At 64.3% G+C, this 15,603-nt stretch carries 14 protein-coding genes; 12 read left to right on the forward strand and 2 right to left on the reverse strand.

The window, feature by feature from the left end; all coding sequences use genetic code 11:
• Positions 1–16 precede the first annotated feature (16 nt).
• Genes OB2597_RS02955 through OB2597_RS02970 form a run of 4 tightly spaced genes read left to right on the forward strand, consistent with a single transcriptional unit; the run spans position 17 to position 4,765 of the window.
• Entirely contained in the window at positions 17–2,122 is a 2,106-nt protein-coding gene (locus OB2597_RS02955) for an acetate--CoA ligase family protein (RefSeq protein ID WP_009804029.1), read from the forward strand.
• Complete coding sequence (locus OB2597_RS02960) at positions 2,119–2,655, forward strand: nuclear transport factor 2 family protein (RefSeq protein ID WP_009804030.1); 537 nt, start codon at positions 2,119–2,121, stop codon at positions 2,653–2,655. Before OB2597_RS02955 ends, OB2597_RS02960 begins: the two co-directional genes overlap by 4 nt.
• A 1-nt stretch (position 2,656) precedes the next feature.
• A complete protein-coding gene (locus OB2597_RS02965) occupies positions 2,657–3,178 on the forward strand; it encodes a flavin reductase family protein (RefSeq protein ID WP_050759190.1) in 522 nt (173 codons plus the stop codon).
• Between the two features lie 3 nt (positions 3,179–3,181).
• Positions 3,182–4,765, forward strand: coding sequence for an SDR family oxidoreductase (locus OB2597_RS02970; protein WP_009804032.1), 1,584 nt, complete (start codon positions 3,182–3,184; stop codon positions 4,763–4,765).
• Positions 4,766–4,768: 3 nt separating this feature from the next.
• Here the strand turns inward: OB2597_RS02970 and OB2597_RS02975 are convergent, their stop codons facing one another.
• The gene (locus tag OB2597_RS02975; protein WP_009804033.1) at positions 4,769–5,959 is read right to left on the reverse strand and encodes an NADH:flavin oxidoreductase/NADH oxidase; all 1,191 of its coding nucleotides are present in this window, start codon (positions 5,957–5,959) and stop codon (positions 4,769–4,771) included.
• Between the two features lie 377 nt (positions 5,960–6,336).
• Here OB2597_RS02975 and OB2597_RS02980 point away from each other — a divergent pair, with 377 nt between their 5' ends.
• From OB2597_RS02980 to OB2597_RS03015, 8 genes are all read left to right on the forward strand, one after another.
• A complete protein-coding gene (locus tag OB2597_RS02980; RefSeq protein WP_009804034.1) occupies positions 6,337–7,962 on the forward strand; it encodes a long-chain fatty acid--CoA ligase in 1,626 nt (541 codons plus the stop codon).
• Between the two features lie 65 nt (positions 7,963–8,027).
• The gene (locus OB2597_RS02985) at positions 8,028–9,152 is read left to right on the forward strand and encodes an acyl-CoA dehydrogenase family protein (RefSeq protein ID WP_009804035.1); all 1,125 of its coding nucleotides are present in this window, start codon (positions 8,028–8,030) and stop codon (positions 9,150–9,152) included.
• 12 nt (positions 9,153–9,164) lie between these two features.
• Positions 9,165–9,944 carry an enoyl-CoA hydratase/isomerase family protein gene (locus OB2597_RS02990; protein ID WP_009804036.1) on the forward strand — a complete coding sequence of 260 codons (780 nt, stop codon included), beginning with the start codon at positions 9,165–9,167 and terminating at the stop codon, positions 9,942–9,944.
• On the forward strand, positions 9,944–11,110 hold the full coding sequence (locus OB2597_RS02995) for an acyl-CoA dehydrogenase family protein (protein ID WP_009804037.1): 1,167 nt from the start codon (positions 9,944–9,946) through the stop codon (positions 11,108–11,110). Before OB2597_RS02990 ends, OB2597_RS02995 begins: the two co-directional genes overlap by 1 nt.
• Before the next feature lie 30 nt (positions 11,111–11,140).
• Complete coding sequence (locus OB2597_RS03000; RefSeq protein ID WP_009804038.1) at positions 11,141–11,920, forward strand: ABC transporter ATP-binding protein; 780 nt, start codon at positions 11,141–11,143, stop codon at positions 11,918–11,920.
• On the forward strand, positions 11,913–12,629 hold the full coding sequence (locus OB2597_RS03005) for an ABC transporter ATP-binding protein (protein ID WP_009804039.1): 717 nt from the start codon (positions 11,913–11,915) through the stop codon (positions 12,627–12,629). Before OB2597_RS03000 ends, OB2597_RS03005 begins: the two co-directional genes overlap by 8 nt.
• Positions 12,630–12,634: 5 nt before the next feature.
• On the forward strand, positions 12,635–13,519 hold the full coding sequence (locus OB2597_RS03010) for a branched-chain amino acid ABC transporter permease (protein ID WP_040608973.1): 885 nt from the start codon (positions 12,635–12,637) through the stop codon (positions 13,517–13,519).
• Positions 13,516–14,466 (forward strand): branched-chain amino acid ABC transporter permease, encoded by a 951-nt coding sequence (locus OB2597_RS03015; protein ID WP_009804041.1) that lies wholly within the window; start codon positions 13,516–13,518, stop codon positions 14,464–14,466. Before OB2597_RS03010 ends, OB2597_RS03015 begins: the two co-directional genes overlap by 4 nt.
• An 85-nt stretch (positions 14,467–14,551) precedes the next feature.
• Here OB2597_RS03015 and OB2597_RS03020 read toward each other — a convergent pair whose 3' ends face one another.
• On the reverse strand, positions 14,552–15,430 hold the full coding sequence (locus OB2597_RS03020; protein ID WP_009804042.1) for an SMP-30/gluconolactonase/LRE family protein: 879 nt from the start codon (positions 15,428–15,430) through the stop codon (positions 14,552–14,554).
• Positions 15,431–15,603 lie beyond the last annotated feature (173 nt).

A 15,603-nucleotide genomic window follows, 5' to 3' on the forward strand; every position in this document is an offset into this window, starting at 1 on the left:
ACGAAGGACCATCACCTTGACTGACACGTTTTCCGCCCTGGTTTCCCCGAAGAGCGTTGCGCTGGTCGGCGCGTCCGAAGACGTGGCCCGGATCGGGGGAAGGCCCCTCCGCTATCTCCGAGAGGCTGGCTTTGGCGGCTCGATCATGCCGGTCAATCCGAAACGCGAAACGGTGCAGGGGCTGACCTGTCATCCGGACATCGCGAGCCTGCCCGAGGTGCCGGACACCGCCATTCTTGCCGTGCCCGCGCGCGCCACGCTCGATACCGTGCATGCCTGCCTGGACAAGGGTGTGAAATCGGCGGTGATCTTTTCTGCCGGTTTCGCCGAGACAGGGGCGGACGGCCAACGTGTGCAGGAGGAAATCGCGAACGTGGCGCGTGAAGGCGGCTTGCGCCTGCTCGGGCCGAACTGCCTGGGGGTAATGAACCCGGCCAAGGGCTATTACGGGACGTTTTCGGTGGTTCTCGACAACGCGCTTCTGAACCCGGGCGTGGTCGGCATCGTCTCGCAAAGCGGCGCTTACGGCGCCCATATCGCCCACCTGGCGCGTGCTCGGAACATGGGCATCAGCCAGTGGATCACGACGGGGAACGAATGCGACGTCGATGTTTCCGAGGCGCTGGACTGGATGGTGCAGCAGCCCGAGACCCGCGTGGTCATGGCCTATGCCGAGGGCGTGCGCGACTACGAACGCTTCATCGACGCGCTGGAAAAGGCGCAATCCCTGGGCAAGGCCATCGTCTTCATGAAGACGGGTCGTTCATCGGCCGGAGCGGTCGCGGCCGCATCGCACACCGCCGCGCTGGCGGGGTCGGACAGCGTGTTCGACGCGGTCTTGCGGCAGTACGGAGCACACCGTGCCGCATCGACCGCCGAGCAGATCGATGTGGCCTATGCCTGCGCGACCGGCAACTATCCGACCGGCAACAAGGTGGGAATCTTCACCCTCTCCGGGGGCTTCGGAATCCAGCTCGCCGATGATGCGGAATCGGCGGGCCTGGACGTGGCGCCGATGCCGGACGATGCGCAGATCCGTCTCAAGGAAATGCTGCCCTATTCCGCGCCCCGGAACCCGGTCGACGCTACCGCCCAGGCCGTCAACGATCTCGACCTTCTCACCCGTTACGTGCGCGCGATGATGGCAGAGGGAGGATACGACCTGTTCGCCGGCATACTCGGCACCGCACCGACCTCGAAGACCTTCGCCGAGCCGCTCAAGAGGGCCTTTCTCGCCGCGATGGAAGGCCAGGAAGACAAGCTCAGGGCGCTTACGATCACCGCCCCTGCCGACGTGGTGCGCACGTACGAGGACGACGGCTTTCTGGTATTCGAGGACGGAAAGTCGCTGGCCGGCGCCCTGTCCGCCTTGTGCCGGTTCGCAGAGGGGTTCGCACGGTTCAAGAGCCGCAAGGAGATCGCCCCCGCGGCGCGGCTGGACCTCGGGAAGGGACCGCTGAGCGAAGCCCGAGCCAAGGAAATTCTTTCGCGTGCCGGTCTGGATTTCCCGCCCGAGATCCTCGTGCCGGTCGGCGGTGACGTGGCCGGCGCGGCCGCGACGCTCGGGTATCCGGTCGTGTTGAAGGTCTGCTCGGCCGATATCGCCCACAAGACCGAAGTGGACGGTGTCGCGGTCAACATCCGGACGCCGGAAGACGCGGTGCGCGCCGCGGAGAAGATCGAGAGGCGCGTGCGCGAAGAACGGCCTGACGCCCGGTTGGACGGCATCCTGGTCGCCCCCATGGTTGGCGACGGCGTGGAGATCATCGCCGGTGTGACGCATGATCCGGTTCTAGGGCCGGTCGTTCTTTTCGGGTTGGGCGGTGTCTTCGTCGAGGTGCTGAAGGATGTCACCTTCCGGGCCGCCCCGTTCGATATAGACGAGGCGCACCGCATGATCCGCGATATCCGAGGGTTCCCCATGCTCGAAGGTGTCCGCGGTGCGCCGCCCTGCGACGTGGACGCTCTCGCCCGGATGCTGTCGGATCTGTCCCGCTTCGCCGCGGCGCATGCCGACCGGATCGAGAGCATCGACCTGAACCCGGTGAGGGTGATGCCCCAAGGCCAGGGCGTCATGCCGCTGGACGCTTTGATTATCCTGAAGGAGGAAGATTCGAGATGACTGACGACACCCTTGCCGCTCAGGTGACGGAACTGATGGACCGTGAAAAGATCCGGGACTGCATCTACCGCTATTGCCGCGGCATCGACCGCGCGGATGAAGAAACCCTGCGCTCGTCCTACTGGCCGGACGCCTATGACAGCCACGGCACCTATGTCGGCGACATCGAGGGGTTCTACGACTGGGTCAAGTCGATCTGGAAGACCGGTCCACGCAATATTCATGCGGTCAGCAACGTGCTGATCGACTTTCGTGGCCCCAACCATGCGGCGGTCGAGAGCTACTTCACCGCGCTGCAACGCGGCACCGGGCCCGACGGCGTGACGCGCCAGGTACTGCTGGCCGGGCGCTACTGCGACCATTTCGAGAAACGTGGCGCGGAATGGCGTGTCCTCGAGCGCAAGGTCGTTTTCGACTGGGTCGAGCCCCAGACCCCGCCGGAGGGCGCGGAAGAGGAGCGGTTCGGCACCCGCCTCCCGGTCGGGGGCCCTGCACCAGACGATCCGATCTATCATATCAAGGCCGGTGGTTGATGTGGATCATCTCATGCCCGGAGCGGAGCAGGACCAAGACGTCTTTCCCGTCGACGCGTACAAGTTCGCGATGCGCAAGGTGCCTTCACCCGTGGCCGTCATTACCACCTGCGTCGACGGTGTGCGTTACGGCCTGACGGCGACCGCCGTATGCTCGGCCACCACGCAACCGCCCACGATCCTCGTCTGCGTCAACCAGGCAGCGGCGACCTGCTCGATCATTCGGGATGCCGGTATCTTCGCGGTGAATTTCCTTTCGGACATCCAGTCCGACATCGCACGGCTGTTCTCGACGCCGCGGCTGAGCGCCGAGAAGCGGTTTTCGAAGGGCCACTGGGGCCAGGCGAAGACCGGATCCCCCGTTCTGCGCGACACGGCTTCGAGCTTTGACTGTACCCTGGTCGAGGCCATTCCCCAGGGCCGCCACATGCTGTTCCTCGGCAGCGTCGTCGACGCCACGAGCAGCGCCGAAAGCGGCCTCTTGTACCGCGACGGATCCTTTCGTCGCCTCGCCACGGAGTAACAGATGGCCGAAGAAACCACCCCCCGGGTCGTGATCGTCACAGGCGCAGCGGGCGGCATCGGCCGTGCACTTCTGGCCGAATTCTCAGCTCGCGGCGATCGCTTGATTGCCGTGGACGTGCCGGGGAGCGACCTTGCTGACGCGCTTGCTTCGCTTGGTGCGCGACATCACGCGCTGGAATGCGACCAGTCCGACGAGGCGCAGATCCTCGCCCTGTACAGGGAAATCGACGCTCTTACCGACCGTGTCGATGTGCTCGTGAACAACGCGGCCATCGGACCGACGATGGCAGCGACGACGGCGACACCCCTCTCGGAGTTTCGCCATTCGATCCGGACCAATACCGTCGGACCCTTCGTCATGGCCCGCGAAGCCGCGCGCAGAATGCATGAAGGGGGCGTCGTCGTGAATACGGCCTCCCTTGCCGGCGTGCTGGGGAATCCTTGCCGGAATGCCTATGCGGCGTCGAAAGCCGCGCTCATTTCGCTCACGAAGTCGCTGGCCTGCGAATGGGCGGGCAGGGGGATCCGTGTGGTCGCAACCGCGCCGGGCTACGTGCGCACTCCGATGGTGGCGGCGCTGGAACAAGAGGGAAAGGCAGACATGGCGGCGGTGCGACGGCGCATCCCGATGGGCCGGCTTGGACGCCCCGACGAGATCGCGGCGGTCGCGGGCTTCCTCGCTTCCGGCGATGCGCGTTACATCACCGGCTCGGTGGTGGCCGCAGATGGGGGCTGGATGTCCTTCAACCAGCCCGGTCATGCCTTCCCCCACGTCGAGGGCACCCCGGAGGAAGAGCTCGGGCCAGGCTGTTTCAGTGATGCTCCGCGCGTTGTCGTCGTGACCGGGGCCGCCAACGGCCTCGGCAGGGCCATCGCCGCACGTTTCGTGGCGGGTGGCGATCACGTGGTGTATGCGGACAAGGACGCAAGCGGGATCGCAAAGTTGACCAGCGAGCTCGGCGGCGACCACACTGCGCTCGAGCTGGACGTGACCTCGGAAGCTTCGGTCGCGGCCGCCTTCGCGGCGATTGCGGAACGGTATGGTCACATCGACATACTGGTCAACAACGCGGCTATCGCCGATGTCTTTCAGCCGGCGACGGAGCAGGACACCGCGGATCTCGAGCGGGTTCTGGACGTAAATCTGACGGGCGCCTTCGACTGTACCAAGGCGGCCGTCGGTTTGATGAAGGGCAGGCGGGGACGGATCATCAACCTCGGCTCCATCAACACCTTCCTTCCCTTCGCTCCACGCCACGCCTACGGCGCATCCAAGGCCAGTATCGATATCCTAACGCGATGCATGGCGGCGGAACTGGGGCCGCAGGGCATCCAGACCGCCACCATTGCGCCGGGCTACTGCCGGACGCCCGGCGTCGCGGCGCTCGAGCGTGAAGGGCGGATAGGAACCGACGCCATCCGGCGACGCATCCCGATGGGCGACATGGGTCGACCGGAAGACATCGCGGGGGCGGCCTGGTTCCTCGGCTCGCCGGGAGCGTCCTACATCAACGGCTCAATCCTCTACGTCGATGGCGGATGGACCTCGTTCGGCAATGCCGGCGACGCCAGCGAGCAGGCATAGTCCCTACTTCGTCACCACATCGGGCCTGTCCCAGCCACCGGAGCTGGGACGGTCCATCTGCCGCGTTCCCACGATGGGCCGTGCCTTGGGATGGGCGATGGGGAAGCCGATCCAGTTGTTGGGCCGGGAGCGGATGTATTGCGGTACATAGTCAACATCCACGCCGCATTCCGCCGCAGCCAGAAGACCCCAGCGTGGATTGTCCAGCATGCCGCGCCCGATAGCCACCATGTCGGCGTCGCCGCTCTCGATGATGCGTTCGGCGAGGTCGGCTGTGGCGATCAGCCCCACGGCCATGGTGGTCATGCCGGTCGCGGCCTTCACCCGGCGCGCATATTCGACCTGGTGACCCGGTGCGGCAGGCGGGATCTTGCAGCCCGGCGCAAGATTGCCCGCAGACATCACCACATAGTCGACGCCAATCGCTTTCAATGCCTTGGCAAGCGTGTCCGCATCGTCCTGGGTCAACCCCTCGGGATGCCAGTCGGTGCTGTTCATCCGAAACCCGAGCGCCTTTTCCCGTGGCCAGACCGCCCTCATCGCCTGCGCGATCTCGAGCACGAAGCGCATCCGGTTCTCGAGGCTGCCGCCATAGGCATCCGTCCTGTGGTTGGTCACCGGCGACAGGAACTGGTGCAACAGGTAGCCGTGAGCCCCATGGATCTCGACAAGGTCGAACCCCGCCCGATCTGCCCGCCGGGCGGCGTCGACGAAGGAGGAACGGACCCGCTCCAGAGCGGCAGAGTCCATCGCGACAGGTTCATGCCAGGTTTCATCGTAGGGTATCGCCGAGGGCGCAACGGTCTGCCACGCCCCTTCTTCGGCTGTCAGACACTCGCCCTTCCAACGGTCGCGGACGGGCCGGCAAGAGGCCCTCCGGCCGGCATGGCCAAGCTGGATACCGATCGCGGCCGGTGCCAGTTTCTTGATCTCGGTGACGAGCTTGCCCAATGCTTCTTCGTGGGCATCGGTATAGAGGCCGAGGCAGCCATGCGTGATGCGGCCGGCAGCCTCGGTCGCGGTGGCTTCCATCACGACGACACCGGCGCCGGACAGGGCGAGTCCACCGACATGAACCAGGTGCCAGGTCTGGGCCAAGCCTTCCACGGCGCTGTATTGGCACATCGGCGAGACCGCGATGCGATTGGGCAGGTTCAGGCCGCCGAGCTGGATTGGCTGGAAGAGTGCGCTCATGTTTCGGCCTCGCTCTGAAGATGGGGTTCGGGTCCGCGCCGGCCGAAGCCGAAGCCCGGGCCGCGGGAGTGAAAACAGGAGAGCCCGGCGACGCACGGGCGCCGGCGCGCAGGCAGATCGGCACGCACCATAGCTGACGCAAGCGGCATGTAACCTCCCCCTCATGGCTCCCGGTCCGGGCGCTGTTCTCCTCGGCATTCAGCAAACGCCGGCCTTGGGGCAGGTTCAAGAATCCTGCCTCGATCCGCCCTGCATTCACATGTGTGAAGTTCGCCTGCACCTCGCTCATTTCTTTGACAAGCCGACGCCGAGACTGAGACTACGAGACCCAAGACCGACGGAGAGGAGACCGTCGATCCGAGTGGAGGAAAACCCGAATGCTAGGTCTGATGCAGGATCGCCCGTTGCTGATTTCCGGCTTGCTGAGGCACGCGGAGCAGTACCATCCCGACGTCGCCATCGTCTCGAAGACCTGCGAGAAGACAACCGAGCGGCTGACCTACAAGAGCCTCGCCGAACGCGCGCGCCAACTGGCCCAGGCGTTGATCAGGCTGGGGGTCAAGCCCGGCGACCGCGTCGCGACCATGGCGTGGAACACGCATCGCCATCTCGAGCTCTACTTTGCCGTGTCCGGCATCGGCGCGGTGCTGCACACCGTCAATCCACGGCTCTTCCCCGAGCAGATCGACTACATCCTGAACCATGCAGAAAGCAGCGTCTTGCTGTTCGACATCACTTTCGGCGAGCAGGTGCGGGCGCTGATGCCGAACCTGACCTCCGTGCGCCACGTCATCGCGATGACCGATGCCGATCACATGGCGGGCCAGCCGTCCGAAGCGCTGGTCTACGAAGACCTGATCGCACAGGAAGACGGCGATTTCGACTGGCCCGTATTCGACGAGAACAGCGCCTCGTCGCTGTGCTATACCTCCGGCACGACCGGGAACCCCAAGGGCGTGCTCTACAGTCATCGTTCGACCGTGTTGCACTCATTCGTCGTCTGCCAGCGCGACGGTCTCAACCTCGGTGCGGCCGACTGCACGTTGCTCGCGGTGCCCCTTTTCCACGTGAACGCCTGGGGGGTGCCCTATGCCTCGGCCATGTGCGGCGCGCGTCTCGTCCTGCCCGGTCCGGACCTGGACGGCAAAAGCCTGTACGACCTCGCCGTGGCCGAAGGCTGCACCTTCTCGCTCGGGGTGCCGACGGTGTGGCTCGGTCTCTTCAAGCATATCGAAGAAACCGGCGCGGACACCTCGAAGCTGACATTCGACCGAGTGGTCATCGGCGGCTCTGCCGCGCCGCGTTCGATAATCGAGAAATTCCGCAGGATCGGCGTTTTCGTGATCCATGCCTGGGGAATGAGCGAAACCAGTCCCCTGGCTTCGGTCGGGGCGCTCCTGCCCAAGCACGCCGCCCTCGACGAGACCGCGCAGGTCGATATCCAGACACTCCAGGGCCGCGCGATCTTCGGGGTGGAACTGCGCGTGGTCGACGATCGCGGCGAACCGCTGCCGCATGACGGCAAGGTGGCCGGCGACCTTCAGGTCCGTGGCCCGTGGATCGCGGCCGGGTACTACAAGGGCGAGGGTGGCGACGTGCTCGATGCCGAGGGATGGTTCTCGACCGGCGACGTGGCCAAGCTCGACCGCGACGGCTATGTCCAGATCACCGACCGTTCCAAGGACGTGATCAAGTCCGGTGGCGAATGGATCAGCTCCATCGACCTCGAGAACGCGGCAATGGCCCATCCCGCCGTACAGGAAGCGGCCGTGATCGGGATTCCGCATCCGAAATGGCAGGAACGTCCTCTGCTGCTCGTGGTGCGAAAGGCCGGCGCTTCGGTCGAGAAATCTGGACTGATCGACCACCTGTCCGGACTGGTGGCCAAGTGGTGGCTGCCGGACGACGTGCTGTTCGTGGATGAGCTTCCCCACACGGCAACCGGAAAACTCCAGAAGATGGAACTGCGCAAACGGTTCGGCGACCACGTCGCCGGAAGCTGAAGGCCCGTTCCCGGTGCATTGCGTTCGATCGAATGATCCACACGCCACAGAAAGGACCTGGTGTCATGCCACAGATTGATCTCGATGACGAAGACGGCACGCTCGCGATGTTGCGCGACAGCGTCGCGGCCTTCGCCACCACGACCGGCGGCGCCACCAGCCTGCGCGAACGCCGCGCGGCCGGCTCGGACCTGGATCTGGCGCAATGGCGGGCCATGGCCGACGCGGGCTGGGTCGGGCTGACGCTTCCCGAGGATCTGGGCGGTGTCGGGCTCGGCCTGCGCGAACAGGTCGTTCTGAGCGAGAGCATCGGGCGCGCTCTGTTGACCGAACCGCTGGCCCAGCTCGGCGTGTTCTCCAGTGTCCTGCTCGCCGCCTCCGGGCCTGGCGAGACGCGCGACCGGCTGGCGCGGGGTCTCGCGGATGGCTCGCGGATCGTCTCGCAGGTCTGGCAGGACACCCGCGGTCGGCGCCACCCGCTCGACGCCAGTCTCACCGGCGAAACCGTGACGATCGACGGCACCGGGCACCTCGTCGCGGCCCCCCGCACGGCCACCGATTTCCTTGTCATGGCCCGGACCGGGAAAGAGCTCATGCTCGTCGCCGTCGATGCGAAGACCCCCGGTTTTTCGCACAGCCTGCGCCCGACCGTCGATGGCTCCATGATTGGTAGCGCGGACTTCGAGGGCTGCACCGTGCCCACGGATCAAATACTGTGCCGCAACACCCAGGTGGAGACGGCCTTCGCCGACGCAATCGAGGCGACCCGTCTCGCGCTGGCCTCGGAACTGGCGGGCCTGGGCGCTCGGGCGTTGGAGATCACGGTCGAATTCACCAAGGAACGGGTCCAGTTCGGCAAACCTATCGCGAGTTTCCAGACCATCCAGCACCGGCTGGTCGACATGTGGAGCGATTCCGAGTTCGCCTGCGCGGCCCAAGCCAATGCAGTCGAGACACTCGCCGATAACCCCGGCCTCGCCGCTTCGCTGGCAATCCTCGCGGCCAAGGCGCGGGCGGGCGACGCGGCGGTGAGCATAACGCGCCGTGCCATTCACCTGCATGGCGCCATGGGTTTCACCGATGAATGCGACATCAGCCTGTACATGAAACGAGCCACCAATCTGAACGCCACGTTGGGGCAGTCGGAAGAACTGCGGCTCGAATTTGTCTCACGCGAACGCGCTGCTTGAAAGGAACGGACGATGAAGAACAACCTCGTAAAAGTCGAAATCAAAGATCACATCGCGACCGTCACCATGGACGCGCCCCCGGTCAACGCCCAGTCGAAGGAATTCGTGGACGAGCTGATCTCGGTCTTCGACGAACTGAACGAAACGCCCGGTGTGCGTGTCACCGTCCTGACAGGAGCAGGCAAATGCTTTTCCGCCGGCGCCGATATCAAGGCGCGCGCGAAGATCGCCGAGGGCGAGCCTGGCGACACCTATCGTCACATGCGCCGGGCACGCGAAGTCGGCTTCTCGATCATGGAATCGAACATTCCCGTGATTGCTGCGGTCAACGGACCGGCACTGGGCGCTGGTCTCGGCCTCGCGGTCTGTGCCGACATCATCCTCGCCTCCGACAACGCGGTCTTCGGCCTTCCCGAGATCGACGTGGGGCTGATGGGCGGCGTGCGCCACACCATGCGCCTGTTCCCGCACTCGCTCACCCGCCGCATGGTCCTGACCGGATGGCGCGTGCCGGCGGAGGAGCTCTACCGGCGTGGTCTGATAGAAGCCTGCGTCCCGCGCGAGCAGCTGATGGAAGAGGCGATGGCGATTGCCAAGAACATCGCGTCCAAGAGCCCGACCGCCCTGCGCCTGGCCAAGCGCGCGATCAACACCGTTGAAACCATGGGCCTCAAGGATGGCTATCGGTTCGAACAGAACCTCACGGTCGAGATGTCCGGCCACGAAGATGGCAAGGAAGCCATGCGGGCCTTCGCGGAGAAGCGTGCACCCGTTTTCAAGGACCCGGTATGATGGCGGCTGCACAAGAGGACTGGAACGCCCTCTCCGACGAGGAATTCCGGCGTGTCTTCCGCAGCTGGGTAGACGAGAACTGCCCCCGCGAGTTGCGCTTCATGCGCAAGCAGCGCCCGGTCTTCGACGAGGTGTCGGAATGGTATCACGCGCTGGCGGAAAAGGGCTGGCTCTCCCCGGTCTGGCCGCAGGAATACGGCGGCATGGGGCTGAACCCGGCCAAGCACATCGTCTATGTCGAAGAATGGGCCCGGCTGGGGTGCCCGCGCATTCCCGACCACGGGATCGGACTGGTCGGGCCGCTTCTGATAGAACACGGCTCGGAGGAACAGAAAGAGCGGTTCCTGCCCCAGATCCTGAGCGGAGAGCACATCTGGTGCCAGGGCTACTCGGAACCCAATGCAGGTTCCGACCTGGCGAGCCTGCGGACCTCGGCAGTGCGCGAAGGCGACGAGTTCGTCGTCAACGGCCAGAAAATCTGGACCACTCTCGCCCATTGCGCCAACTGGATCCTGCTGCTGGTGCGCACCACGAAGGACGAGAAGGTGCGGCAGAAGGGTATCACCGTGCTGCTCGTCGATCTCACCTCTCCAGGGGTCATCGTGCGTCCTATTCCGAACCTGCGCCAGGAGGCCGACTTCTGCGAAGTCTACTTCGACGATGTGCGGGTGCCGGCCGGCAATGTCGTGGGCGAGGTGGACGAGGGATGGAGGCTTGCGAAAGCCGTGCTCGGGCACGAACGCATTTTCCTCGGCGCTCCGTCGCGCCCGGAATATGCCCTGCGTCGGCTGGAGCGTCTTGCCGAGGACCGCGGCGCCTTCGATGACGCGGCCTTCGTGAGCCGATATGCCAAGCTCCGTCTCGACCTCTACGACCTCAGTTCGGCCTTCGAGCGGTTCGCCAAGGTGCTGCGCACCGGCGGTACGCTGGGCGCGGATGTCTCGGTCCTGAAAGTGTTCTGTAGCGAGCTCTATCAGCGCATCACCGAGGAAATGCTTGCCGTGGCCGGCGAAGAAGCCCGCTTCAACGACGACCTCGACATCGCCGGAGGACAGATCGACGCGATGAACCTGTATCTCGATTCCAGGGCGCCCGCGATCTTCGGCGGCTCGAACGAGATTCAGCGGTCGATCCTCGCCAAGGCCGTGCTCGCATTGCCCAATTGATCCTGACGGACATAGACGGAACTGAAACCCATGATCGACACCCAGAGCGGGTCCAAGTCGGACTTCGCGGTAGAAACACGCGGCCTCGGCAAGTCTTTCGGGGGATTTGACGCGGTTCGTGACGTCAATCTGAAGGTAAGGCGCGGATCAGTTCATGCGCTGATCGGACCGAACGGCGCCGGAAAGACGACCTGCTTCAATCTGCTGACCAAGACGCTCATCCCCACGACGGGACGGATCCTGCTCCATGGCAAGGACATCTCGAGCCTGCGCACTTCTGATGTCGCGCAGCTTGGGCTAGTGCGGTCGTTCCAGATCTCGGCCACGTTCCTGCACCTGACATGCCTTGAGAACGTGCGCGTCGCGCTGCAGGCCAAGAATGGCGGCGGTTACCGGTTCTGGCGATCTCTGCGGGCGATATCCGGGCTGAACGCGCGGGCCATGGAGCTGTTGGAGCGTGTCGGGCTGGCGGATGTCGCCGATGTCAGGGCGACGGAGCTGTCCTACGGCAAGAAGCGTGCACTCGAGATCGCCACGACACTCGCCCTCGACCCGAGCGTGATGCTGCTGGACGAACCGACCGCGGGGATGGGGCACGAGGATATCGAGCCGGTCACCGAGTTGATCCGGGAGGCGGCCGTCGGTCGCACCGTGCTTATCGTCGAACACAACCTGTCGGTCGTCTCGAGCCTGTGCGAGCGGATCACCGTACTCAACCACGGCGAAGTCCTGAACGAGGGCAGTTACGCCGAGGTCTCGAGCAATGCCGACGTCGTATCCGCCTACATGGGAGGTGGAGAAGATGACTGATCACGCTACCGGCAAGGTATTCGCCGTCGACGACCTCAAGGCCTGGTACGGAGAGTCGCAGGCGCTGCACGGCATGAACTTCGACCTGGGCGAAGGCGAACTGGTGACCCTCATCGGGCGCAATGGCGCGGGCAAGACGACGACCCTGCGCTCGATCATGGGCATCGTGAAGAACAGGACCGGGTCGATCCGATTCAACGGCGAGGACCTGATCAACAAACGCACCTTTCAGATCGCACGTGCTGGCATCGCCTATTGTCCTGAAGAGCGTGACATCTTCTCCGCGCTGACGGTGAGCGAGAACCTCAGCCTGCCGCCGGTCCTGCGGCCCGGCGGCATTTCAGACAAGGACCTTCTCGCTCAATTCCCGAACCTCGAGCGCCGCAAGGGCAGCATGGGGACCAAGCTGTCGGGCGGGGAGCAGCAGATGCTCGCCATCGCCCGGATCCTGCGGACCGGGTCGCGGTTCCTGTTGCTGGACGAACCGAGCGAGGGACTCGCACCCGTGGTGGTGAAGGAGATCGGACAGCAACTCCTGAAACTGAAGGCGCTCGGCTACACGATCCTGTTGGTCGAGCAGAACCTGCGGTTCGCCAAATCCGTCGCCGACCGTCACGTGCTGGTCGAGAACGGGAGGGTCGTGGACGTCATGACCACCGACGCGCTGGAGGCCGACATGGCGCGCGTCAAATCCTATCTCGGAGTTTGAACGCCATGTTTGACGGAATTTCGACACAGCTGTTGTTCAGCCAGCTCCTGATCGGCCTGATCAACGGGTCTTTCTACGCGATGCTTTCGATGGGGCTCGCGATCATCTTCGGCCTGATGAACGTCGTCAACTTTGCACATGGCGCGCAATACATGCTGGGTGCCTTCGTCACCTGGCTGCTGCTAGATGCTCTCGGTATCCCGTATTGGGGTGCGCTGTTCATTGCCCCGGTGGTGGTGGCGGCTTTCGGCCTGATCACCGAACGTATCGTGCTCAAGCCGCTCCAGGATATGGACCATCTCTACAGTCTCCTCGCCACCTACGCGGTCGCGCTGATCGTGGAGGGATTGGTACGGCAGCAGTACGGCTCGACCGGGCTGCCCTATTCGACGCCGATCCCGGGCGGCATCAACCTGGGCTTCATGTATCTGCCCTGGTACCGCCTCTGGGTCGTGCTGTTCTCGTTGATGGTCTGCGTGGCGACCTGGGTGCTGATGGAATACACCAAGCTCGGGGCCTACCTGCGCGCCGCAACGGAAAAGCCTGATATCGTCGAATCCTTCGGGATCAACGTGCCGCGCATGATCACCTTGACCTACGCCTTCGGCGTCGGGCTCGCGGGGCTGAGCGGGGTTCTCGCCGCACCGGTCTACCAGGTTTCTCCCTCGATGGGGTCGACCCTCATGATCACCATCTTCGCCGTGGTCGTGATCGGGGGCATGGGCTCGATCATGGGGGCCGTCCTGACCGGCTACCTGCTCGGCATCGTCGAGGGCCTGACCAAGGTCTTCTATCCCGAGGCGGCGAACATGGTGATCTTCGTCATCATGATCCTGGCCCTCATCTTCCGTCCCAACGGACTGTTTTCCGGCAAGGAGCGTAGCCTATGACCCGTATTCCAGCTATTCTCCTGATCGTCGTCCTGGTCATCCTGGCACCCTTCTTCGTCTACCCGGTGTTGCTGATGACGATCCTCGTCTTCGTTCTCTTCGCGTCCTCGTTCAACCTGCTTTTGGGCTATGCGGGCCTGCTGTGCTTCGGTCACGCGATGTTCTTCGGAACTTCGGCCTACATCACCGGGCAGTTCCTGAAGGTGACGGGGTCCACGCTCGAGTTCGGGTTGCTCGCCGGTGTGCTGGTCGCGGCGGCCATGGGGCTTGCGGTCGGCGTGATCGCGGTACGCCGCAGCGGTATCCAGTTTGCGATGATCACCTTCGCTATCGCGCAGTTCGTCTACTTTTTCCTGCTGCAGGCCGAGTTCACGGGCGGCGAGGACGGAATGCAGCAGATCCCGCGCAGCGCCCTGTTCGGCGTCATCGATGTCTCGGATCACCGCGCCTTCTACTTCGTGGTCCTCGGGGCGACCGTTCTCGCGCTGGCGCTCATCTACCGTATCATCCACTCGCCCTACGGCGAGATACTGCGGGCGATCCGCGACAACGAGGAGCGGGTCGAGTCGCTGGGCTTCAGGCCCGAGCGTTTCAAGCTCGTCGCGATGACGCTTTCGGCCGGTATCGCGGGCCTCGCCGGCGGCTTGAAGGCCACGGTGTTCCAGTTCGCGACCTTGACGGACGTCTCCTGGACCGTATCCGGCGAAGTCATCTTCATGACCCTGCTTGGCGGGCTCGGCACTCTGGCGGGGCCGGCCGTCGGCGCGGGCATCGTGATCTTCATGAACGACGAACTGGCCCAGTTCGGGGAATGGTCCCTGATCGCGCAGGGTATCATCCTGCTGCTGGTGATCCTGTTTTTCCGTCGGGGCGTGGTCGGAGAGATCATCGCGGTTCTGCACAAACGCCGCGCGGGCCGATCGGAAGGCCTGACGAAAGGCGACTGAGGTCCCGATCCGAATTGTCGACGACCATGGAAATGCGAAGGAGCGGGCCCGGCCCGCTCCTTTCCGGTTTCCGGAAGCCCCGAGATCAGCCGCCGAATTGCGTCTCGGCGAGACCGGTCACTCCCAGCCCGTTGACGGCGAACAAGGCGCCGGACTTCGGGTCGTCGGATTTCGTCCGCCCGGTTCCGGAATCCCGGATCGATGTCAGGAACAACTTGTCCATGTTCTCCCCCCCGAAGGCCGGACAGCTCGGCAGGGGAACCGGTGTCTCGACGATCCGGTCGACATCGCCTTCCGGCGTCAGGCGGGCAAGCTTTCCGATCTGCACGAGACATACCCAGATGCCGCCCTCCGCATCCACCGTCGCGCCGTCCGTCGCGGACCCGTGGGCGGACAGATCCGCCAGCACCCGCCGATTCGAGATCGCGCCACTGGCGGTATCGTAGTCATAGGCGCGCACCGCTCGATCGAAGCTGTCCGCGAAATAGAGCGTCTTGCCATCGGGGCTGAAACAGGTCGAGTTCGCAATTCCGATCCCGGTCTCCAGGGTGCGGATGGAACGGTCGCCGTCGATCTGCATCAGCACGCCGTCCGGCGTGTCGGTTTTCAGGGCCATGGTCCCGCAAAGGAAGCGCCCCTGCCGATCCATCTTGCCATCGTTGAACCGCGCCTGGTCATCATCCTCGAAGGCCGCCGCTATCAATTCGATTTCGCCCGACTCGAGATCGACGAAATAGAACGCGTTGCGGATTGCGGCGAATACCCGATCCCGACCGGCGAGCCCGATGGCGCCGATCTCAGCAGGCAGCTGCCAGGACCGGAACCGGCGCGACGCCGGAGTGTAGCGACGCAGGATCCCGCTGCGACTGTCGATCCAGAAGACCGACTGGCTCTCCGGGTTCCAGACCGGGCTCTCTCCGAGCCAATCCCGTGATGGGCCAATGCGTTCGAACGATACCGGCATTCATTCCTCCTTGCAGGCAATTCGAAGGCAAGAATGATCCTGCGGCTTTGGCAGGGCAAAGCCGTTCACGCTGCACTCCGGCGGATTCATCTATGTGAAAATGGTACGCCCAGATCATTGCCCGCTGGTCTGGTTTCACCCGCTCCATAAGGTGTGCGAAACAAGGGAGGGAC

This window comes from Pseudooceanicola batsensis HTCC2597, assembly GCF_000152725.1.
Classification (GTDB): domain Bacteria; phylum Pseudomonadota; class Alphaproteobacteria; order Rhodobacterales; family Rhodobacteraceae; genus Pseudooceanicola; species Pseudooceanicola batsensis.

Bases quoted from the DNA above. Each gene is read 5' to 3' on its own strand.
- OB2597_RS02960 (WP_009804030.1), top strand. From the start codon at position 2,119: ATGACTGACGACACCCTTGCCGCTCAGGTGACGGAACTGATGGACCGT.
- OB2597_RS02970 (WP_009804032.1), top strand. From the start codon at position 3,182: ATGGCCGAAGAAACCACCCCCCGGGTCGTGATCGTCACAGGCGCAGCG.
- OB2597_RS02975 (WP_009804033.1), bottom strand. From the start codon at position 5,959: ATGAGCGCACTCTTCCAGCCAATCCAGCTCGGCGGCCTGAACCTGCCC.
- OB2597_RS02980 (WP_009804034.1), top strand. From the start codon at position 6,337: ATGCTAGGTCTGATGCAGGATCGCCCGTTGCTGATTTCCGGCTTGCTG.
- OB2597_RS02985 (WP_009804035.1), top strand. From the start codon at position 8,028: ATGCCACAGATTGATCTCGATGACGAAGACGGCACGCTCGCGATGTTG.
- OB2597_RS02990 (WP_009804036.1), top strand. From the start codon at position 9,165: ATGAAGAACAACCTCGTAAAAGTCGAAATCAAAGATCACATCGCGACC.
- OB2597_RS02995 (WP_009804037.1), top strand. From the start codon at position 9,944: ATGGCGGCTGCACAAGAGGACTGGAACGCCCTCTCCGACGAGGAATTC.
- OB2597_RS03000 (WP_009804038.1), top strand. From the start codon at position 11,141: ATGATCGACACCCAGAGCGGGTCCAAGTCGGACTTCGCGGTAGAAACA.
- OB2597_RS03005 (WP_009804039.1), top strand. From the start codon at position 11,913: ATGACTGATCACGCTACCGGCAAGGTATTCGCCGTCGACGACCTCAAG.
- OB2597_RS03010 (WP_040608973.1), top strand. From the start codon at position 12,635: ATGTTTGACGGAATTTCGACACAGCTGTTGTTCAGCCAGCTCCTGATC.
- OB2597_RS03015 (WP_009804041.1), top strand. From the start codon at position 13,516: ATGACCCGTATTCCAGCTATTCTCCTGATCGTCGTCCTGGTCATCCTG.
- OB2597_RS03020 (WP_009804042.1), bottom strand. From the start codon at position 15,430: ATGCCGGTATCGTTCGAACGCATTGGCCCATCACGGGATTGGCTCGGA.